General features: G+C 38.3%; 25 protein-coding genes. All 25 read right to left on the bottom strand.

Annotated elements, in window-relative coordinates; translation table 11 throughout:
* Positions 1–466: 466 nt before the first annotated feature.
* Entirely contained in the window at positions 467–1,381 is a 915-nt protein-coding gene (locus HY063_10880; GenBank protein ID MBI3502286.1) for a hypothetical protein, read from the bottom strand.
* 12 nt (positions 1,382–1,393) lie between these two features.
* Entirely contained in the window at positions 1,394–1,705 is a 312-nt protein-coding gene (locus tag HY063_10875; protein MBI3502285.1) for a helix-turn-helix transcriptional regulator, read from the bottom strand.
* 49 nt (positions 1,706–1,754) lie between these two features.
* Positions 1,755–2,693, bottom strand: a complete 939-nt coding sequence (locus HY063_10870; protein ID MBI3502284.1) for a hypothetical protein — start codon at positions 2,691–2,693, stop codon at positions 1,755–1,757.
* Between the two features lie 2 nt (positions 2,694–2,695).
* Positions 2,696–3,055: a hypothetical protein gene (locus HY063_10865; protein ID MBI3502283.1), complete on the bottom strand. Its 360-nt coding sequence runs from the start codon at positions 3,053–3,055 to the stop codon at positions 2,696–2,698.
* A 2-nt stretch (positions 3,056–3,057) separates the two neighbouring features.
* The gene (locus tag HY063_10860) at positions 3,058–3,615 is read right to left on the bottom strand and encodes a heavy-metal-associated domain-containing protein (GenBank protein MBI3502282.1); all 558 of its coding nucleotides are present in this window, start codon (positions 3,613–3,615) and stop codon (positions 3,058–3,060) included.
* Positions 3,616–3,657: 42 nt separating this feature from the next.
* Positions 3,658–3,903 carry a hypothetical protein gene (locus HY063_10855; GenBank protein MBI3502281.1) on the bottom strand — a complete coding sequence of 82 codons (246 nt, stop codon included), beginning with the start codon at positions 3,901–3,903 and terminating at the stop codon, positions 3,658–3,660.
* A 78-nt stretch (positions 3,904–3,981) separates the two neighbouring features.
* Entirely contained in the window at positions 3,982–4,350 is a 369-nt protein-coding gene (locus tag HY063_10850) for a metal-sensitive transcriptional regulator (GenBank protein MBI3502280.1), read from the bottom strand.
* Positions 4,351–4,434: 84 nt separating this feature from the next.
* Positions 4,435–4,767 (bottom strand): hypothetical protein, encoded by a 333-nt coding sequence (locus tag HY063_10845; protein ID MBI3502279.1) that lies wholly within the window; start codon positions 4,765–4,767, stop codon positions 4,435–4,437.
* A gap of 95 nt (positions 4,768–4,862) precedes the next feature.
* Entirely contained in the window at positions 4,863–6,524 is a 1,662-nt protein-coding gene (gene merA / locus HY063_10840) for a mercury(II) reductase (GenBank protein ID MBI3502278.1), read from the bottom strand.
* Between the two features lie 85 nt (positions 6,525–6,609).
* Positions 6,610–7,026, bottom strand: coding sequence for a cation transporter (locus HY063_10835; GenBank protein MBI3502277.1), 417 nt, complete (start codon positions 7,024–7,026; stop codon positions 6,610–6,612).
* Positions 7,027–7,038: 12 nt separating this feature from the next.
* A complete protein-coding gene (merTP, locus tag HY063_10830) occupies positions 7,039–7,659 on the bottom strand; it encodes a mercuric transport protein MerTP (GenBank protein MBI3502276.1) in 621 nt (206 codons plus the stop codon).
* Positions 7,656–8,030, bottom strand: a complete 375-nt coding sequence (locus tag HY063_10825) for a winged helix-turn-helix transcriptional regulator (protein ID MBI3502275.1) — start codon at positions 8,028–8,030, stop codon at positions 7,656–7,658. Before HY063_10825 ends, merTP begins: the two co-directional genes overlap by 4 nt.
* Before the next feature lie 118 nt (positions 8,031–8,148).
* The gene (locus HY063_10820; protein ID MBI3502274.1) at positions 8,149–8,571 is read right to left on the bottom strand and encodes a hypothetical protein; all 423 of its coding nucleotides are present in this window, start codon (positions 8,569–8,571) and stop codon (positions 8,149–8,151) included.
* Between the two features lie 102 nt (positions 8,572–8,673).
* Positions 8,674–8,925, bottom strand: coding sequence for a hypothetical protein (locus HY063_10815; GenBank protein ID MBI3502273.1), 252 nt, complete (start codon positions 8,923–8,925; stop codon positions 8,674–8,676).
* A 6-nt stretch (positions 8,926–8,931) separates the two neighbouring features.
* Positions 8,932–9,501 (bottom strand): sigma-70 family RNA polymerase sigma factor, encoded by a 570-nt coding sequence (locus HY063_10810; GenBank protein MBI3502272.1) that lies wholly within the window; start codon positions 9,499–9,501, stop codon positions 8,932–8,934.
* A 504-nt stretch (positions 9,502–10,005) separates the two neighbouring features.
* Entirely contained in the window at positions 10,006–12,024 is a 2,019-nt protein-coding gene (locus tag HY063_10805; GenBank protein ID MBI3502271.1) for a tetratricopeptide repeat protein, read from the bottom strand.
* Between the two features lie 178 nt (positions 12,025–12,202).
* Complete coding sequence (locus HY063_10800) at positions 12,203–13,699, bottom strand: T9SS type A sorting domain-containing protein (GenBank protein MBI3502270.1); 1,497 nt, start codon at positions 13,697–13,699, stop codon at positions 12,203–12,205.
* Positions 13,700–13,992: 293 nt separating this feature from the next.
* Complete coding sequence (locus HY063_10795; GenBank protein ID MBI3502269.1) at positions 13,993–15,663, bottom strand: T9SS type A sorting domain-containing protein; 1,671 nt, start codon at positions 15,661–15,663, stop codon at positions 13,993–13,995.
* A gap of 521 nt (positions 15,664–16,184) precedes the next feature.
* A complete protein-coding gene (locus HY063_10790) occupies positions 16,185–16,397 on the bottom strand; it encodes a hypothetical protein (protein ID MBI3502268.1) in 213 nt (70 codons plus the stop codon).
* Between the two features lie 236 nt (positions 16,398–16,633).
* Positions 16,634–17,569 carry a tetratricopeptide repeat protein gene (locus tag HY063_10785; protein ID MBI3502267.1) on the bottom strand — a complete coding sequence of 312 codons (936 nt, stop codon included), beginning with the start codon at positions 17,567–17,569 and terminating at the stop codon, positions 16,634–16,636.
* Positions 17,570–17,948: 379 nt separating this feature from the next.
* A complete protein-coding gene (locus HY063_10780) occupies positions 17,949–18,197 on the bottom strand; it encodes a hypothetical protein (protein MBI3502266.1) in 249 nt (82 codons plus the stop codon).
* Positions 18,198–18,215: 18 nt separating this feature from the next.
* The gene (locus HY063_10775) at positions 18,216–18,404 is read right to left on the bottom strand and encodes a hypothetical protein (protein ID MBI3502265.1); all 189 of its coding nucleotides are present in this window, start codon (positions 18,402–18,404) and stop codon (positions 18,216–18,218) included.
* A 240-nt stretch (positions 18,405–18,644) separates the two neighbouring features.
* The gene (locus HY063_10770; protein MBI3502264.1) at positions 18,645–19,883 is read right to left on the bottom strand and encodes a transglutaminase domain-containing protein; all 1,239 of its coding nucleotides are present in this window, start codon (positions 19,881–19,883) and stop codon (positions 18,645–18,647) included.
* A gap of 338 nt (positions 19,884–20,221) precedes the next feature.
* Positions 20,222–20,470: a hypothetical protein gene (locus HY063_10765; GenBank protein ID MBI3502263.1), complete on the bottom strand. Its 249-nt coding sequence runs from the start codon at positions 20,468–20,470 to the stop codon at positions 20,222–20,224.
* 12 nt (positions 20,471–20,482) lie between these two features.
* Positions 20,483–20,812, bottom strand: a complete 330-nt coding sequence (locus HY063_10760) for a hypothetical protein (protein MBI3502262.1) — start codon at positions 20,810–20,812, stop codon at positions 20,483–20,485.
* Positions 20,813–21,765: the final 953 nt, after the last annotated feature.

Here is a 21,765-nt window from a genome sequence, read left to right as displayed (position 1 = left end):
AAGATGGTGTTCTTTGTTTGCTGTCCGATGATGAGAATGTTTTAGGAAAGAACCGCTGTCAGCCGAAAGTTGCTGTTAATGATTGTCAAGGTTTGCGAAATGGTCGGGAAAGGAACCGCTGTCGGAATGGAAGTTTGCAAAGTTATCGGGAAGATGCTGGCAATGTTTCAGCAGGAGTTGTCTATGCTACGGGCAAGATGCCGTATGTTTTGGAAAAGATTGTCTATGTTTAGGGCAACCTCCGCAATGCTTTACCAAAGATGGTCTATGCTAAGGTCAAGTTCTGACATGCTGTCCACAAGATTGTCTATGCTAAAGGCAAGATGTGCAATGCTGTCAGGCTGAAGGGCTATGTTTTAGTCCAGAACTGCTATGTTTTACTTAAGATTGTCTATGCTTGGGTTTTTTCGTCAAAAATAACATCCCCCGCCACTTCGTGTGCGCCCCCTTTGCTAAGGGGGAAACATCAGGGGTTTGCGGGTGGCTTGACGATGAAGTTTTTTATGATGCTGTCGCCTTTTTTCACGGCAAACGGTGGTGTTGTTTGGGTTTCAATTCCATCGCCCGAAACGGTGAGGGTTACTGTTGAAGGTGCGTCTGGCTCGTGAACATATAAGCCGTCCACATCTGTTGCGACTTCGGTGTTTTGCTCGTTGATTTTTATTTTCGCATTATATTTTGGTTCTCCATCGGCAGAAAGTATTGTAACTTTTCCTTTGATGCGTGTAGTTCCTGAACCGAGGTCAACAATTACTCTTGCTTTTTCAAAATCGCTCAAATACTGTTTGTTGTTCGCTTTGAAGGAAACGGAAATCGGGTCAAGAGTTTTTTTCAGAATTGTATTCGCTTCTTTAAAAATTGTTACGAGTTCTTCGTTGAGCGTTGCCCTGTGGGTGATTGCGATACGTGGATTTGCAAGCACCGCAAGATAATTGTTGATGTCTTGCTGCCAACTGTTGATGGTGGCGGGTGTTATTCCGTAATCGCTTAGTGAGCTGATTAAATTATTTACGATTCCTAATAATGTTTGTGCGTCCTGTCCGAGTTGGTCGTCATTTAATCTTTGTAAATCAGTGATGGAATAATTCATTTCACCTTCTAAAGTTGTATCGTTAATTGAAACCGCATACGCCATTGTGGGGCTGATGTGCGAGAATGTGCTTTGCACAAGTGCTTCCTGCAACTGATTTTTATTTTCGGTTACGCCCGAAATTGCGAGGTCGGCTTCGCCCGATGTGGTTTGTATGGCGGTGATTTTTACATTCAATGCAATGATTCCGTTTTTGAATGCAACAATGGTGTCTGTGATGGGCTGATGTTTTGATGCGTGTTTTGACACGGAGCGAAACATGTTGAGTTGGTTGAATTGAATGTTGTCCATAAAAATTTAAGATTAAATATTTGTGTTTAAAAATTCGCTTTGAGAAACTTTAAGCGCTTGTGCAATTCTATCTATGTAATCAAGCGTTAGGTTGACTTCTCCGTTTTCTATGTTCCATACATACTGCCTGTCGGCTTTGATTAAATCTGCCATTTGCTGTAATGTCATGTTGTTTTGTTTTCGCAACATTTTTATTCTTTTGCCAACAATCTCTTTTGCCGTATGTGTGAAAAAACTATGCAAAGGAGAGAGTTTTAAGTGAAAGTGCTGTAAATACAATATCACTACAAATAAAAAAGCCCCTGACAAAGTCAAGGGCTTCATTGGATGATGATTTTCTTTGTTGCCGAATCATATTTTCATTTTCGTGGTATTATTTGATTGTGACAATTTTTTTACTGTGTAAATCAAAATCTCTTGTAATGTTCAGTGAAAAACCAGTTCCGCCTCCGAGTTGTGTTCCGTTAAAATAGCGGTAAACAGGAATGGCTGTCAGCAAAGAGATGTTCCATTTTTCTTTAAGTGTGTAATTGATTTGTGGGGAAAGAAAGAAAGTATATCCGCCAGAAGCAGCAATAGTTTTATTTCTTCTCACATCCCTTTCTCTTATTTCGTTTCCGAGTTGCAAAAGACCTGTCCAGTGATTGTTAAAACTTTTTGAAATGAATAATGAATTAGAATATAAATTCCCGAATTGATATTCTACGATGTTTGTTCCGTTAATTTCTGTGCGTTGAATTAAAAATAAACGCAGATGTTTTTCAATATAGGTTTTAGATAAAAAAATTTGTCCGACAAATCCGAATGCGCCTGTGGATGACTGAACAGTTTGCGATAATTGCACACCGTCTTTTTCCTGCTGCTTGGTTGTGAAGGGAAATTTTATACCTGCCCCTGCTGTGAATTCAATCGCTTTTTTATTGAAGATGTTATACTTTAGTGATGCCACTCCGTTAGATAATCCCCATCCTTTGACTGTGTAAGGAGGTTCTATGTTGAAAGTTTCTGACTTGTTAATGTAATAACCCACTTGCGTTTCAAGGGTGAATTTGTTACTGATGCCATAAGCGAGTATGCTTGCGAGAAAATTGTAGTTCGCATTTTTTATAAAATTAAAATCTGAACGCTTACTCCCTTCATAGTAGTGGTCGGAAACACTATATCGGTAATAGGTAATTGTTCGGAATGTGTGTTTAGTGAGTATACCGATATTAACACTTCCCGCCACAGGATTTGCGCTGCAACATTGTGAAAATACTTTCTGTGTTGAAAAAGAAATTATCAGCAGAAATAAAAATAATATACGGAGCATTTTTACTGAACTGTTATCGTAATTTTTGTAGAAGTAGTATTGCTTCCGCTTGATACTGTACAGGTAACTTCATTTGGTCCCGTACAACTTGGACAGGATGCGTACAACCTGACTTGCGAACCACTGCCAACGATTGAAGACGAGGTATTAACCGACCAAGTGAAAGTTGGATTTGTGTAAGTTGTGGTTGCCGTGAGTATGGCTTCTCCTCCAACTGAAATAGTTGTTTTGTCCGTTTTAAGAGTTAAAGCCGGTGAAGAAACAGTTGCTGGCTGTGGTTCTTCTTTTTTCTTGCAGGATGTTATCCCGATAATTATCGGGACTGCAAGCAGAATGAGCGGAATAAAAAGTTTTGTTTTCATTTTTATTTTGGTTTTATTGGTTTATATTTTGTCTTGGCTGTAAAGCCGATATTGTCTATTGTCGCAATGACTTGACTTGAAGAAATTTTATTTTCGTCAAAGGATACAGTCGCTGTCTTGGTAGCGAAAACAACTGTGTCTTTTACGATACCGTCTGTCTGCGAAAGGGTAAGCATAATGTTGTTGGCACAACCTTGACACGACATTCCCTCAACGGAGAGTTGAATTATCTTTAGGTTTTTTGTGTCCGCTGTCTGTGCGGAAGTTGCGTTGATGAAAATATGCGAGTAAAAAGGAAACGAGAAAAGTAAAACAGAAATAACTGTCGTTGTCCAGAGAAACCGTCTGTTGCGTTTAGATTTTATTTCTGCTTTGTCTCTGCAACACGGTCTTAACTTGTCTATGTCTTTTGGTTTAGGTCGCCACGATTCAAGAAATGAAAACATTGTCGCACCGCCAGTCAGTCCCGAAACGATTGCAACGAATGGAACAATGCAACACAGTCGGGAAATTAAAACTGTCAGCACAGCAAATGCCATTGAACTTTTAAAAGTGTTCATCAATGAAAAGATTTAAAGGGGCGGTTTCCCGCCCCTTATGTTTTACTTTTTCTTTGAGCAACAACTTTTTTCTGTTCCATTTGTGTAGGGACAGTCAGCCGTTCCTTTTTTCGGACAATTCTGAATAAGCGGACAATCTGCTTGTCCTTTCTTCGGGCAGTTTACATACTCGGGACATTCTTTTGTTCCTGCTAACGGACAAGTATCACTCTTGTAAGTGAAGCCGTAAATAGTTCCACCAACTGCAAGCGCAACTACTGTTACGATTAACATTGCTTTCTTTTTCATTGTTTTGATTTTTAAATTGGTTAATATTGAATTACGATACAAAGGTGCAACGGGTGAGGGGGTGGTCTCCAAATTATTTTAAATATTTTTTTTCTGATGCTCTTTTACCCGCTCACCAATTTTGGTTATTTCTTTAAATCTCTTTACGATTTCGTCAAGTTTGAATTTAGGAAACTGTGTCTTGATGAAATCAATTTTTTCTTCGTTACCGCAGTTTCCTGGGCAAGCGTCTGCCACTTCTACTATTTTTATTGCAAGTGCTTTTCTGTAAACTTCATCAAGCAAAAGATTGTAAGCCGTGTCAAGTCCGCTGTCCACCGCTTTGAATTGCGTAATTATTTTTTCGGGGTCTGCTTCGTTGTCCAGCATTTTAACAAGTCCGTCCACTTGTCCCCGAATGGTTGCCAAACGGGTTTTAATATCTTGTGTGAGGTCTTTGGGTAGCATTGTTTTGAATTTATTGAACGAGCATTTTTTTTAATAAAGAAGGGAAGCGGTTAAAAAGTTCAACCGCTCCCCGATTTTTCTTTTTTACTTGTTCATCATCTTTTTACATTCGGGTCCGCAAACGTGTCCTTTCTCTCCGTGAGCGTAAACATGCTTGCCATCTTTACATGCAGAAGTGCAAACATGGTCTTTCATTTCCATTTTTTTGTCATTCATAGCCACGAGCGCAACACCTTCTTTGCAACACGATGCCGAACAATTGCCCGCTTTGTCTGATTTCATGTGGCATTTCGGGCACTCATACTTCATTGTCTTTTCTGTTTTACTTTTTGTTTTTGTGCTCTCCTGTTTCGTAGTTTGAGCGTTTGCCGCAAAAGCGAATCCTGCGATTGCAAGCACTAACATTAGTTTTTTCATATTTATTTGTTTTTGTTTTTTCTCTGTCCACACGGAAACAGAGTTATTATTTTTTAGTCCCGCTTCCGTGCAAGCGGGATGTTTTGTTTTATTTTTTATACTGCACAACAACTTAGTTTTGCCACATCTTTTCCAAAAGTGATGGCTGCTAATTTTATTCCTTCGGATGCTGTTAAGTATGGATGCATAGTTTTTGCCAATTCTGTTACTGTAATTCCATATCGGATTGCAAGAGATAATTCCATTACTAATTCTCCGCCTTCGGGGGCAATGATTCTTGCGCCAAGCAGTTTATCGGTTTCGGAATTACGAATAAGTTTGATAAAACCCCTTGTGTCCAATGCTGCTGCGTATCTTGGTACATCGCTCAAATTTATTTTACTGACTTCAAAAGGAATATTTTTCTTTTCGGCTTCCGCTTCATCAATTCCCGCTCCTGCTACTTGCGGGTCGGTGAAGATTACCCAGGGCATTCCTTTATAATCGGCTGCTGATAATTCTTCTTCACTGTGAGCAACCATATTATTTACAGCAAGATTTCCCTCGTAGGCAGCAGTATAAACAAAGGGAGGATTTTGATTGCAGTCGCCAGCAGCGTAAATATGTGGAACGGAAGTTTGCATAAATTCATTCACGATGATGTGTCCGCTTTTCAGGGTTGCAATACCTAAATTCTCTACTCCTAAATCTTTAGTGTTTGGGGTTGTTCCTGTTGCTACTACAATATGACCGTGTTCGGTGAACTGAAAATCTTTTCCTGTTTTTACATCTTTACCTTTAATAATAATATCTGTGCTGTTTTTTTCAACTTTTTCAATTCTGTAATTGGGATAAAATTCTATTCCCTCTTCCTTCATAAATTTTTCAAGTTCTTCGCTGATGTCGGGCGTTTGTGTGCGAATAGCGCGGTCGGTAAATTCAATTATTCTGATTTTTATTCCGAAGCGATTGTAAGCCATTGCAATTTCAAGTCCGATATATCCCGCTCCCATAATGGTGAGCGATTCGGGTTTTTCTTCCAAATCAAAAAGAGAAACATTGGTGAGATAGCCGACTTCTTTCAGTCCCTCAATATTTTGAATGTTGGTAGTTGCGCCCGTTGCAATCAGAAATTTATCGGCTGTATATTCGTCCTTGTCATTTACAAGAATTGTTTTTTCGTCAAGGAATTTTGCTTTGCCTTCTATAATTTTTAATGTTTCAAAATCACTCACCACATCTAAATATTTTTTTTGTTGCATTACTTTTACCAATTCCTTTTTCTGCTGAATGATTTTTAAAAAATCTGTTTCTGGTTTACAAGGTTTTATTCCAGTGAAAGCAGAATGTGAAGCGCGATGAACTTGCTCGGCTGCACGAATTAAATGTTTAGAAGGGAGGCAACCCACATTCACGCAAGTGCCGCCAATGGGTAAGCCACCGTTCACGATGAGCGTTGTCAGTCCTGATTCATTGGCTTTGATGGCAGCGGCAAATGCAGCCGAACCGCCACCGATGATGATTAAATCAAAGTGGCTTGTATTAAGATTGGAATAAGTTATAGATTTTACTTTGTAATTTTTTGTATTGTTAATGGTATCGGCAATTTCATCTTCACTGATTTTATCGGAGTTGAAATTGATTGCACCTTTGCCATCTTTCCAATTTACCTTTACATCGGTTACACCTTCTTTTGTTTTAACAAGTTTTTCAATACTGGCAGCACAATGGTCGCAAGTCATTCCTGTTATTTCCACTTTAATTTTTTCTTCTTTCATAAGTACGATATTTAATTTTTACTGACTAATAATGAGATTGCAATTATTGTTATAGGTACAATACAACATAAGTGTATCAGCACATTTAGTTTTTTTTTGACCCGCAACAACCGCCACCAGATTTTTTACATCCGTTTTTGTTCTCACAAACAGAAGCGGTGAACTGCTTTTTTCCTCTGTGTTCAATGTTGTTTATGGTTTGAGTGATTTCCTTTTCGTTTGTTTTTTCAGGATTATAAGAAACTGCTGCTGTTCCTTGTTCAAGATTTACCTTGCAGGACACAACTCCTGATTTCTTATTTATTTCTGATTCTACTTGTGATACGCAACTTTCGCAAGTCATTCCTTTGACATTTAAAGTAACTGTCTTGGTTTGTGTCGTATCTCCACCGTCAATTACTGGTTGTGTCGTTGCTGCGTTGGCTTTACATCCGCAACCGCACATTTGCGATGTGGCTAAAAAGAGCATTGCTGCTGCTGAAATGATGATTAAGTTTTTCATAGTGTTTTGATTTTAATTTTTTACTTCTTCCTGTTTCGTTACTTTATATCCTGTTGCATTTATTGCCGTGGCAACTTGTTCGATAGTTGTTTTTGATTTGTCAAACTTCACGGTTGCTTTTCCTGTTTCGTGATTAACTTCTGCGGAAATAAATCCTGACAGTTGAGAAACTTCGTGTTTCACTTCTTCCTCACAGCCCTGGCAAGTCATTCCTGCAATTTCAAAATTTGCAGAAGCAATATTGTTTGATTCAATAATGATAACTTTTGATTCTGTTTTAGGAAAAAAGATATGTGAGTAATAAGGAAAGGCAAGCATAAGCGCAGCGAATACTGTTACAATTCCTAAAAACATTTTTGATTGAAGAAAGGATGGCTTTTCGTCCGTTTCACAATCACATTCAATCTGTTCTTTTGTTCTCGGTTTCAATTTTTGATACCAAGCGAAACCGATCATTAAAACAGTTATACCTATTAAATAAGGTCTTGCGGGTTCAAGCCAAGAAAAAGTTGAAGCGATTCCGCTGCTTCCTGCAATTAAAGCCAATACAGGTGTAATGCAACAAAGTGATGCTGCGATGGCAGAGAGTAACCCTGCTCCAATAAGTCCTTTCGATGTTTTTTTTGTGTTCATAGCGCCTCCTCTTTAATTGATTGTGTAATGTGTTTGAAAAATGGTTTTAGGATTTTCAGATTTTCTTCGCTGAGAGAATAATAAATTGTCTGCCCGACTCTGCGCGATTCAATAATGTTTCCGTCTTTCATTTTTCTTAAGTGCTGTGATATTGCAGGAACTGTCATTCCGAGAATATCGGCAATATCGCAGGGGCAGAGTTTGTCTTCTTCTTCCAGCATAAACAGAATTTTCAGCCGAACATCGCTCCCCGCTAATGCAAGAATATTTGAAAGTTGGGAAAATGTTTTTTCGTTTTCGGATACTTTTTTTCTGCACTCCCTGATTTGTACAGGGTCGGCAAACACGCGGATACAGGTTTCTTTTGTCATAGTTTGTGTTATTTTTAAGATTGCTTATAAGTTGATTAACGGCACAAAGATATAAATAGTTTTCTTATTTAAGCAAATTATTAAAACTTTTTTAAAAGAAAACCTTTTTTACTATTTTTTAACTTTCTTTTTTAAAGAATGCTCCCAGAACTGTTCCATATACTAAATGTCCCATTATGCTTCCTACTATCATCATAGCCATATTTTCTTTTGGCATTTCCGGGGCTATTCCCATTGCTCCCATTCCCGCCATCATTATCTGTGCGAAAATAAATACGATGAAACCGTAAATCGCTCCACGTAAATAGTTGTTAGTGATTGGAAGTTTTTTATTCAAAAGATAGAGATAGGCATAAGCGAAAATTATTCCGATGACAAAATGTATCATCCAACCAAGTATGACTGAACCGCCCATCATTCCGCCAAGCATTTCACCTGTGTTCATTTTCGGCATTCCCATCATCGGGGCTGCCAACATCAGCATTGTCATTGCAAGAGTGGCGACTATGCCACCTATAATTGCGTTTTTGTGTTTGTTCATAATGGAAAGGTTTTTTTAGTGAATGAATAAATTGTTATTTCACTCGTATAGACGAATGAAAACAGAGAACCTTACAAAACTTTAAAAAATAATTTACTGGGATTACTCTTGCTCTAATGCTTTTGCAATTTGAGATTTGCTTTCAGCAGAGAGTTCGGCAGTAGAATGAAAATGTTTTGCTTGTTTTGAAATGTAAGCAGATTGTTTTTCAAAAAGTTGGCAGAATTTGCACATAGAAAGGTGAAAGAAAAGAATAAGGTATTCTCCTATTGTAAGTATTCCTTCCTCTTTTTTTGACATTAAGAAGGTTGCTTTCTCACAACTAATCATCATAGATTTTATCAACTTCATCATACTCAATTATTTTAAAAACCAATTTTTTTCAAGACACTGGCGAAGTTGCAGTTTTGCTCTGTGCAACAGCACCCAATAGTTTGACGGAGAAATTCCCAATTCCTTACAGATGTCTTCTGAATTTTTATCTTCCATATATTTTAAAGTAAACACAGCATTCTGAAGTTCTGCCAGTTTTTGTTTGCATTTTTCCAGCACTTCGTAAAATTCTTTCGTTTCAATATTCTGCGAATAATCAATTCCCCATTCTTTCGGCTTCGCTGACTCGTTCCAATCGTTGCTATCAAAATAATTTTCTGCTTCTTCTAAATGTTCCTTCAACTCAGTAAAAGATTGTTTCGCTTTGCTTCTGTAATAGTCAATGATTTTATTTTTAAGAATAGTGAATAACCAATTTTTTTCTGAAATTTCTCCTCTGAAAGTCGTTGTATTTTTCAATGCTGACAAAAAAGTTTCTTGAACTAAATCTTTTGCCGTTTCAGTGTCGCCAACTCTGCTTACTGCAAATTTGAATAAGGTGTCTGCGTATTGCTCTATCCATTGAGCAGGCGTGGTTATATTTTTTGTTGCTTCCATTGAATTTTCAGCGTCAAAGGTATAAAATCCTTGTGTCTTTTTTGTGTGCAGGATGGTTTGGCTCTTTTGACTTTGCCCCTGCGGTTGGCTTTTGTGGTTGGGGGCAAAGGCAAATGTGCCAAATGTGCGTGAGCAAAATAAATTTTCAAAAATGCGAAGGGTGGGTTTTTGTTTTTTTTTTTGTCCCCCGTGTCAAGTTGTAATGCTGTCAAGTTACTGCGAGATTGTCAGCCGTTGCAAAACTGTCCCCCGCTTTTTTTGTTTTTAATTGCTCAAAAGTGTCAAGTTGCTACGCCACTGTCTACGGAGAAAAAGGGTTGCAGCCAACGTTCCGCGGGCGTGCGAAGTGCGGGATTACAAAGCACTTCGCTGTCCGCCAACACAAATATAATTAAATACTGAAAACATTTTTTCAAAAAGTAAACCCGCATTGCGCACGCCCGCTGTTATGCCCTGTGCATTTTTTTCTGTCGTGCTGTCCACAGAGTGCGAACCTGTCCGCCACTACAAGCGTACACCGATAACTAAAATGTCGTCCACTTGTTCTGTCTCGCCTTTCCAGTCTTCGATAAAGTTGTCGAGATGTTGCTCTTGTTCTTTTAAAGATTTGTCTTGAATTGAAAGCAATATTTCTTTGAACTTTTTTGTCGTAAGTTTTTTGTCCTGTTTGCCAAATGTGTCTGCGTAGCCGTCAGTAGATATATAAAAGGTGTCGCCTTGCTGTAATTTTATTTCGTGGGTGTCGAAGTGTTGGCTGTCCTCTGTGAAACCGCCAATTGCTTTTTTAGTTGCTTTAATTTCTTCAACGACTGTCTGTCCGTTGCGGATAATCCAAAGCGGTCGGTTTGCACCAGCATATTTTATAACACGCGCGTCTGTGTCAACGGAGCAAAGCGCGATGTCCATTCCATCACGTGTTGATTCATTGCTGTCTGTCTGACGAAGCGAAGATTTTATTCCTTTATTTAAGTGGCTAAGTATTTCAGAAGTGTCTACGCTGTGCGCCAAAGCGTCATCTAATTTTTCAGAACCAATCATACTCATAAATGCTCCAGGAACTCCGTGTCCTGTGCAGTCAGCCGATGCAATGAAAACAGATTTATCATCTTTGTAGAAATAATAAAAGTCTCCGCTCACAATATCTTTTGGTTTGAAAAGGACAAATGAATTTGGAAGTGCTGAATGTATTTCTTTTTTGTCTGGAAGTTTTGCTTGCTGAATTCTTTTTGCGTAATTAATACTGTCAGTAATGTCCTTGTTCTTCTCTTCAATAGTGTGTTTTTGTTTTTCAACTTCTATTTTTTGCACTTCAATAATTTGTTTTTGTTTGCTTGTTATTCTTAATGAGCGAAAAATAAAAAAGGCAAATACAGTCACTAAAAGAAAACCACTTATTACTGACCATATAATTATTTTTTGTTTTCTGCTTTTTTCTTCTGCGATGGCTCGTTCTTTTTCTTTCTCTGTATTCAGCAATTTTATTTCATTGTCTTTTTTTTCGGTTTGATATTTTGTTTCCATTTCGGTTATTTGCTTCGTCTTATTTTCGTTAAATAAAGTATCCTTTGTTTGCGAGTATAATTGATAATAGTTGTATGCCTTTTCAAATTCTTTTTTTTGAGCGAATAAAAAAGATAAGTGTTCATAGGATTTATTAATATCTTGCATTGAGCCATAATCTTTGGCGAGTTTTAGTCCGTTCGATAAACAACTAAATGCTGAATCATACATCTTTAATTTAATATATAAAGAGCCGACATTATTCCAGAAACTTGGAATAGTGTATTTATCATTTTGTGCAACTTTAATTTCAAAAGATTTTTTTAGATATTTAATCGCGTCTTGATATTTTCCTTGTTCATCATAAACATCCGCAATGTTATTATAAACATTACCAAGGAATTTTGTAAACCCTGTTTCTTTAAATAATTTCTCTGCTTCAAAAGAATATTTAAGAGAATTCTCATAATCATATAATGACCAATAATTTAATCCAATATTTGTTAGACAAACTGCTTGCCCTTTTTTATCTTTCAAATTCTTTCTTATTGCAAGAGATTTTTTTGTGTATTCCATAGATTTTTTAAAATCATCTTGATTCCTATAAATAATTCCTATGTTATTATATGATTTTGCAATATAAACACTGTCTTTTGCTTCTTCCGAAATTTTTAAAACTTTAAAAAAGTATTTTAGCGCAACATCATTATTTCCTTTGTTCATATTAATAACTCCGAGATTATTATTAGCATTTTTAATTCCAAATGTGTAGTTATTTTTTTCGGATAATTCTAAAATTTGATTGCTTAAAATAATGACTGTGTCTGGTTGCTGGTGTAGCAATTCTTCCGAAATAAGTAAAAGCGTACTTGCCTTGCTTGTATCGTTCTTTGTTATCAGTAAAGCATCAGTCAAAGAATCAATTTTACTTTTCTGTCCAAAGGAATGTTGGCAGAAAAAAAGTGTCAGTCCGAGAAGTAGGTATTTTATTTGTCGCGTCAAAGTTCTATTGTCTTTTTGCATTGGGCATAACGTTCCGCAAATTTGCGATGTGCGGGATTTTGGAATACAAAATTGTCCGCCATTACAAACATAAAACGAAGATACAAATTTTCAAACTTAAACGTCAGCCCGCATAGAGCAAATTTGATGTTAGCAATAGTGCCTCCGTCTGCCGAGAACGGAATTGTCTACGGAGAAATTACCTGTCCGTAATTATTAATTTGTCGGTGAAGATTTTATTGTTTTCTGTCAGCCGAACGAAATACAGTCCGCTTGCGAGATTGTCACGGGAGAAAACAACTGTCTGACCGCTGATGTTTTTTATTTGCACAACTGTCTGTCCGAAACAGTTGTCCACCGTGAGAGTTGCGTTATGTAAAAGATTGTCTGTCTGCAAAACTGTCTGTGTAGAAAAAGGATTTGGAAAAACGGAAATAAAATAATTGTTGTCGGGAATTTCACTAATAAATGTAGTGCTTGAGCAAATAGGAATTACTGTCCCCCATGTGTGAATTGATGGATGGATTGAAGTAACGGCAATGTTTGATGGAAGAGATTGAATGGTTGGATATACTATTTGAGTTGTAGTTGTAACATTATTATAATTTAAATTACTTTGAAAACAAGAATTACCGAGATTGTCTGTTTTGATTAATGTTAAACCAGAATTAATGGTATCCCACGTTAATGCTAATATGGCGAAAGAACTGTCCATTGTTTGTTGAACGCAATCTAATCTGCCATTTGCATTAACTTTTTTTGCCCATAAAAAATTTCCCACAGAGTCCGTTTTTAATAATGTATTTCCACCACACATAATAAATCCTTTGTCAAATGTTTCAGAGATATATCGCATATTATCATATAATCCAATGTCAAATTCCTTATCCCAAATAAAATTTCCATCAGAATCTATTTTTAAGAAATAAATATTGTCATTAAGAATTTCTCCAGCCCATCCAGCCAGAACATATCCACCGTCAGAAGTTTTTGTTGTATTCCATGCTATTCTATTGCCAGAACCTTTATAAGTTTTCGTCCAAAGTAAATTTCCATTGAAATCTACTTTTACAACGAACAAGGCGTCTCCCCAATTACCAGTAAAACCTATGGCTAAGTATCCCGAAGTAGTTTCATAAACAGCAAATGCTCTATCAGGAACATTTACGCCTGTTCCCCCATATAATTTAGTCCACTGAATATTTCCTATCCCGTCTGATTTCGTTAATATGAAATCATCATTTGAACCTCCATATCCTGTAAGAATGTAACCTCCGTCACTCGTTTGTTTTATGTCGGTTAAGAATCCATTACTAATATATTTTGACCATAAAGTATCTCCCTGTGAATTAAGTTTTATGAAATACCGTCCGCATAAAGCATATCCGCTATCGGAAGTTTGTATAATGTTACATGCGCCTCCGCCAATATTAAAAACTTTCGTCCAAAGTGTATCTCCGTTTTTATCCGTTTTGATTACATAAATTGGTTGAGAAACCGTGCTAAGTGTATCAAGAGTGTCCATTTGGACTCCAATCATAATAAATCCGCTGTCAGAAGTTTCTCGTACAGTTGCTTCAATCGTTCCTAAATTTTGGTATTCATAAATGTGGTTATATGTTTTTTGAAAAGTTGTCTGACCGTGCACAACTGTCAGCGCGAGAACCGCTGTCGATATGAGAATTAATTTTTTCATTGTCCGTGTTATGATACTGTCAAGATGCAGAGTTGCTGTCGAACATTGCATTGTCTTTTTTTTGTATTTGGCATTATTGCTAACGTTCCGCGGGCGTGCGAAGTGCGGGATTAAAAAGCACTTCGCTGTCCGCGAGAACAAATATAATTAAATACTGAAAACATTTTTTCAAAAAGTAAACCCGCATTGCGCACGCCCGCTGTTAGCAATTGTGCCCCACGTCTTGCTTGTCCCTGCGCAATTGTCCCCAGCGAAAGAGATTGTCTGGGCGCGCGCAACGAACAAGAGAGGAATTATTTGTCCGCGATTACTAATTTGTCTACTGCGATGGTTTTGTTTTCTTCTGTCAGCCGAACGAAATACAGTCCGCTTGCGAGATTGTCACGGGAAAAAGTAACTGTCTGACCGTTGATGTTTTTTATTTGTGCAACTGTCTGCCCGAAAAAGTTGTAAACTGTGAGAGTTGCGTTGTGTAAGAGATTGTCTGTCTGCAAAGTTGTCTGCGTAGAGAAGGGATTTGGGGAAATAAAAATTCTTTCTTTATTACTTAGTTCATTTATAGCAGATGTGTTGTCGCAATGATATTTAGCAACAAAAACATTTTCTGCACCTGTAAGAGTCAATGTATCGGAACCGACAATGAAAGGGATTGCATAAAAGTCGCTCGTTATATAAGCATTCCCAAATGGATCAGCACTTACGCCATTTTGGTCATCGCCTCCGCTTGCAAGGGCTGACGCACAAAGCACATTGCCGGTTGCATCGTACTTGACAATAAATATCGGGTCACATTGTGGAGTACAATTAGCAGGAGGCGGTGTGAGTGTGGTTGAGCCAAAAGTGATGGTTGGACTATCAAACTTTCCTGTCACAAACACATTCCCGCTTGCATCTGCGCTTGCAGAATAAGCTTCATCCCAATTTACTCCTCCAGCTCCTTTCACCCAAAGCACATTTCCATTTGAATCGTATTTGGCAACGAACACATCCGCAGTTCCTATATTGGTAAGCGTGGTAGAACCGAAAGTGAGTGTTGGACTTGTAAACCTTCCTGTTACAAATACATCTCCGCTGGTATCGGCAGAGACACTGTTGCCATAATCACCACCTGTTCCACCTACACTTTTCACCCAAACCACATTTCCACCAGAATCATATTTGGCAACAAATACATCACCGCCACCTGAATTGGTGAGTGTGGTGGAACCGAAAGTTACTGTGGGACTTCCACCAAATCCTCCTGTTACAAACACATTCCCTGCTGCATTTGCGCTTGCTGAAAAACCTACAACACTAAAAGCCCCTGTTCCTCCTGCACTTTTCGCCCAAAGCGCATTCCCATTCGCATCGTATTTTACAATAAATATATTATCAAAACCGGTGTTAGTGAGTGTGGTGGAACCGAAAGTAATTGCTGTACTTTTAAAATATCCTGTAAGAAACACATTGCCTCCTGCATCTGCACTTACAGAAGTACCTACATCATCAGCAGTACCCCCTGTATTGTTCGCCCAAAGCACATTTCCATTTGAATCGTATTTGGCAATAAACACATCAAAACCACCGGCATTGGTAAGTGTGGTAGAACCGAAAGTGATGGTGGGGCTCCAAAAATATCCTGTCACAAATACATTGCCTCCTGCATCTGTGCTTACTGAATAACCTTCGTCAACACCTGTTCCTGTTGCACTTTTCGCCCAAAGCACATTTCCATTCGCATCGTATTTAGTAATGAATACTTCAGCATTATTATTTGTATTGGTGAGGGTGGTTGTCCCAAAAGTGATGGTGGGGCTGGTGAATGAACCAGTAACATAAACATTCCCTATTGCATCTGCGCTTACGGAATAGCCCTCATCACCACCTGTTCCTGCTGCACTCTTTGCCCAAAGCCAATTTGATGATTGTCCATGCGCAACTGTGAGGGCGAGGAAAACTGTCGAGACGAGTAGAAGTTTTTTCATTGTCTTTTCTTTTTGTAAATATAAGTCATAAACTTATTTTTAATAAACTAAAATGTAAATTATCTTGCCCGTTCAGTTAAGATGTAAAGTTACTGTCTAAAGTTGCATTTTTTGTATTTGGGCATTATTGCTAACGTTCCGCAAGTTTGCGATGTGCGGGATTTTGAAATACAAAATTGTCTGCCATTACAAACATAAACCGAAGATACAGTTTTTAAAACATAAACGTCAGCCCGCATAGCGCAAACTTGCTGTTAGCAGCAGTTTTCTTTGTCGTGTCTGTCCCACGATGAAGGCGCAACTGAAAATGAAATCGCTGTCTGACGAGAAAGATTGTCGTGAAGAAATTGTCCAACGAGGACAGGCACACAAAAAAACTGAACAGTTGTCCCGCGAATGTTTTGTTGTTTGTTTGAAAAGTTGTCTGCCGATGCAAAGCGGTCGGGAAAAGAAGTTGCTGTCCCATGCTGAATTTATTTTTTGCTGTCTGCCGATGAATAGCGATGAATAGTTGAAAGCTGTCAGCCGATGTTTTTATTTTTATTCTGTCGGTCTGTGATAAAGTTTTTGTCCACCGAGAGCGCAACGTTGCGAACTTCATTGTCTGTCTTGTTTGCGAAACTGTCGAGCGTGAAAGAGCTGTCCCTGCGCTGGATTAATTTAATTTGTTGTTGTCGCGTCATTCCATAAATGATAATCTGTCGAACCCCGCGATTGTTTTTCTTTTGCTTCATTGTCGAAACGTTAAAGCGCAATTGTCCAACGAAAAATTGTCCGGTGGCTGAATTGCTGCTAACGTTCCGCAAGTTGCCGTCTCGGGCGGAAAATGAAACGAATCATTGTCTGCCGATACACAACAAAGATAAAAAGAATCACTGTCCTGTGAAAACGTCAGCCCGACTGGCGGCAACTTGCTGTTAACTGCAGGCGTTTCGTCTGCCGGAACGTTATCTTGTCTACGTTATTCTGATTACTTGCAATGATGTTGTCTTTGTAGTTCGGAAAACTGTCCGCCTTTTTGAATGCCGATATTAAGTTCTTCACATCCTTTGTCCTTTTGATTTAATTGAAAGTAACATTCCGCTAATCCACTATGAAAGTTTGGATATTTCGGGTCGAAAATGATACATTGTCTAATGTCAGAGATTGCTGCTGGATATTGCTTGTCCTCCATAAGTACTAAAGCGCGATTTGCATAAGCACTTATTGATTTATTGTTTTTTTCAATGGCTGTTGTAAAATCTTTTAATGCTTCTTTTAATTTTTTATTTTGAAAATAATACCAACCTCTATTGATGTATGTTTGTTCGTATTCTGGGTCAAGGTCAACGGTGATGTTGTAATATTTTAATGCGCTGTCGGGTTTATTGATTGCAGAATAGAAGAAACCTAATTTTCCCGTTGCGATTCCATCGTTAGGAAATTTATTGTACGCACGTTGGAAGGCTTTAATTAACCCAAGCGTGTCTTTTTGTTTTTCTTTTATGTTGGCAATCGTATATAAACAATGTTTTGATAAAGTGTCGGACTTATCTGTCTTATAAGCCATCTGATAAAATGTTTCTGCGTCATTTCTTAAACCTTGATATTCTCTTATTGCTGCAAATCCAAAATAACTTTCTGCGTAAGTGCTGTCAATTAACCAACATTGATTAAAGCGAAACATGGCTGTATCCATTGTCTCGTGAAAGAAATAATACCAACCATCTCTTGCTGCATTTTTTGCCGCCTTGTATTTGTCACCATGAATTTTTAGCATAGCGTCTACATATTCTTTGTCTGCTGAGATTTGCTCTTTTGTCCTTGGGGCTTTACCATACATAGGTTTTAAATTAGGATGATAGGCTTCGTTCCACTCATTAACATTTGCGTCAGACTGATCCTTTGGTTTGTTTTTATAATTCATAAAGTCACACGATGTCAAACAAAGTGTAATTAGAAAACATAGAAGTATTTGTCTCATTGTCTCATGGTTTTTGATGTTCTATCTACTACGCTGTCCGCACCTGCATGGAAGTCTACGAAGCGTGTAGGTGTCTTTTGTTTTTCTGTCATATTTACAAAATTGTCTGCCGAAGAGTTGTCGTGGTGCTGTCTGGCTGTTTGTTGTTTGACGCTTGCAGTTAACGGTTTCGGGGTTTGCGATGTGGCGGAGTAGAAACCACAAAACTGTCCCCCGCTGCAAAGATAATTACTTGCACGAACTTTCAAATTAAATGTCAACCGCCATAGCGCAAACCCCGTGTTGGCAGCAGTGTTTCTTTTTCTTTCGTCACTGTCCACCGTTACCATTTTTCAATGAAGATTGAAGTGTTGTCCGATGGAATGACCGACATTTCAATTTGTCTGCCCAGCAGAGATTTTATTTGTTCTGCGATTTTGTCTTTGCGTGTCTCGTTGCCGATTGACTGAACTGTCCCGATGAAAGTGCGGTCTGTCAAGCCGTGAACAAACGCATACTCCTCAAGTTTGATTTCGCAAACTGTCTTGTCTGGAGTTGCCTCAATGATTTTAGTAATTGTCCCCTTTACCATTTTGTATAGTTGTCAAGTTTAGCGTTGGTAGAAATGTTGAACGATTGTCTGTCCGATAATTTTTTTTCTAAAAGTCAGCGCGGGACTGTCCCACGAGAAAATTGTCAACGGAGAAATTGTCTGGTGATAAAAAGTCAGCGAAGAAAAATTGAAAGACAGTCCCCCGATGACTTTACAAACTGTCGTGATTGATTGTCCGTTTAACATTGCTGCCAACGTTCCTCAAATTTGCGCTGTGCGGGATTTATGAAAACTAATTTGTCCGCCATTGCAAATATAAATCGAAGATACAAATTTTCAAACTTAAACGTCAGCCCGCATAGAGCAAATTTGATGTTAGCAACAGCACCCCACGTCTTGTTTGTCCGTGCGAAATTGTCCACCGAGAGAGAAGCGGTCTGCCGAGCGCAACGGTCAAGAGAGAAAGTATTTGTCCGCTGTCGGATATTACGGTGCTGTCCAAAATAGTTTTGGGTTGTTTGTCTTGTAAGTTGTCGAGATGGTGTTAGCATTTTCATGTTTGTTTTCTACTTTGTCTTGTGATTGCGCGAAATAGTCCAACGGCAGAAGTTGTATGTAAGATAAATTTTTTCCTTCCCCTCTTGTCTCCATGTTGTATTCACTGTTTACGGGGCAGTCAAACATGTAAAGATTTTTTGCCATGTAGTGATATAAATATTCTTGTTTAGTTGCAGATGTTTTTCTGTTCCAATTTGCGTCAGGATTTAAGATAAGAGGTTTATCATTGATTACTCTTTCCCTCACTTCTTCAATGCTTAGCAATTCTCCTTTTTCATTCATTACATAAGCGTCATTTGTTGGGTCAATCCATAACCATTTTTTTAAACTGTCGGAATAAACCATGTTTATTACATGGCAGTCGCTGTCTATTTTCAAACTGTCTTTTGGAGAGCAGGTAACAATCCTTGATTTAATTCCTAATGATAAATAACACTCATTCAAAACTGTCGCGAGACCTCTACAATTTAATCCTCTGCTGTCCCGCTTGCACTCGGCAATCATACTCATTGCATTTTTTACTTCTGGGTTTGGATGATTGCCGTCATGCGGAATTAAATAATGTATCCAATGTAGAAGATTAATGATTTTAAAAACTTCGCTTCCTTGTCCTGCGATGCTGTCAAGTTTGAACCCTTTTCGCAAAGCAATTAGATTGGGATTGTCTTTTGATTGATAAGTAAATTTTGGAAGCGGTCTGTTGTCGGCAAGATTATATTTGTCTGCTTTTTTCAGAATGTAAAGATAATCTCCGATATTTTTTAACTTTTCTAACTGGTCTTTAAATTCTTTTTCATTTCTAATGTTGTCTAAGTCGCTGTCCTGTTTTATGTGAGCATAGTCAATGAAACCTACTTCAATGGCTTTCTTAAAATATTTCAAAGCATTTGGTTTGTCGTTGGTAAGTGAAAAAGTACAACAGATGTCATAATATCTTCCATTCAATGCAGTAGCAAATGCTTTTTTGTCACTGTCGGGAAGTTTGTTGTATTCAATTAAAAATTTTTCATTTAGTTTTTCATACATTTTTCCATCATGCTTTTGATAAGCAAGATTCACTAAACTGTCTTGATTGTCTAGAAACTTTTGAAATTTCTCATTTGCTGTCTGACCGCGCGCAACTGTCAGCGCGAGAACGGCTGTCAAGGCGAGAAGAATTTTTTTCATTGGATTTGAATTGCCGTAAAAGTACGAAGTAACTGTCTAACGTTGATTTTTTTGTATTTGGGTGTTGTTGCTAACGTTCCTCCGCTTGCCGCAGTGGCGGATTAAAAGCGAGGAACTGTCTGCCAGCACAAAGATAATTAAATACACAAAACATTTTTCCCGAACGAAAACCGCCATTGAGGCAAGCGGATGTTAGGGGCTGGTTTGTCTGCTGTGACTGTCCCACGAAACAAGCGAAACAGTCGAGGAAAAACTGTCAGTCGAAAAATTGTCCCCGAAGAAATTGTCTGCGAGGACAGTCACACGACAAACCTGAAAGATACTCCGCACAGACAAAATTATTTGTTTGAGAAAATTAATTCTCCTTTTCGTCTGATAGTTACATAATGTCCGAAGCCGTGCCAACGAGATTTTATGTCAACTTCATATTGTACTTCTTCGTTATCCTCATTGACTTTAAAAATATGAATGCCTCCCATCATTGTTCTCTTCGATGAAACTTCTTTCCCGTTGTGTTTGATTGTTTCCTTCCCAGTTAGAGAGTTTTCAATTTCGATTGTATTGTTGTTTTGAGTTGTGATAATCATAAAGGTGTGAGTTTAGTCTTTGAATTTTACAGCACTTACTTTTGTATTGTCACTTCTTTTAATAGGGCCATCAAATAAAATTCCGTTTGCACTTGGATAATCTTTTTTCACACGCTTCAACATATAATCTAACATATCATCCATCTGTTCTGAACCAAAGGTCGGACCTTTTACAACTCCGAGAAATTCATATTCCTTAACGGGTTTAGCTTTAATAAAAACATACACACCTTGAATTTGGTCTACTTCTGCTGTGCTATTTTTTGTGTCGTATGTTGCAACCTTGAATGCAAGCAGTCCGACTGTCAATGCACCGAGTAAAAATATTGCTGTCTTTTTCATTTTGTTTTGATTTAAGTTTGTAAATGTTTAGAAACTGTCTGACCGCGCGAAACTGTTACGCAAGAAAAAACTTGTCAGCCGAGAATGGCTGTCAAGAACTGTCGAGCCGAGGTGGCTCATGTGTCTGTCGAAGAATTATTTTTTTGTCCACTGCAAAACGTTTGTGGAGAAAGTGTCAAGCGTTGATGTCGCTTTGAAACTTGCCCCTAACGGTTTCGGGGTTTGCGATGTGGCGGATTAAAAACCACTTCACTGTCCCCCGATGCGAAGATAATTAAAAGCAGAAACTTTCAAATTAAATGTCAACCGCCATAGCGCAAACCCCGTGTTGGGCGTTCGTTGTTCTTTTTTGTCGTCCGTTACTGTCCGCGAATGAAAAATAAAACTGTCTGCGCGAAAAAGTTGTCTGACGAGAACGCCCCGTGTATTTTGTTTTTGATTTTTATTTTCTGTCTGTCCGATGAAAAGTTGTCTGGCGGGAAAAACGGTCGGAACAAAAGCAACTGTCCCGCTGAATTTATTTTGTTGCTTGGCTGTCCGCGAATAAAGTTGTTGTCTGCCGATGAACAGCGATGAAGAGTTGCAAATCCCGATAGCTATCGGGAGTCAGCCGAGAAATGTATTTTGTATTTATTTAGTCACTGTCACCAAACGATGGAGTGTCCTTTGTAAAACTTGATTGTCTGTCCCCGATAAGTTTTTTCACAAAGTCAGCGCGGGACTGTCCCACGAGAAAAATTGTCAACGGAGTGAGAGGTTGTCTTGCCGAAAAAGTCGTGGAAGAATTACGGGACTGTCTCCCGATGACTTTATAAATTGTCTGGAAAAACTGTCACGGTTTTACAATGACGCCCAACGTTTTGCAAGTTGGAGAAGTGGCGGAGTTCGGAGCACTTCACTGTCCCGCAGCACAAAGGTAAATAAATGCACTAAAGTTTCTACTTGCACGTCAC

It is taken from the genome of Bacteroidota bacterium (genome assembly GCA_016195025.1).
Taxonomy (GTDB): Bacteria; Bacteroidota; Bacteroidia; order Palsa-948; family Palsa-948; genus Palsa-948.
The sequence above is the reverse complement of the archived record's forward strand: the minus strand, read 5'-3'. Positions and strand labels throughout refer to the sequence as shown.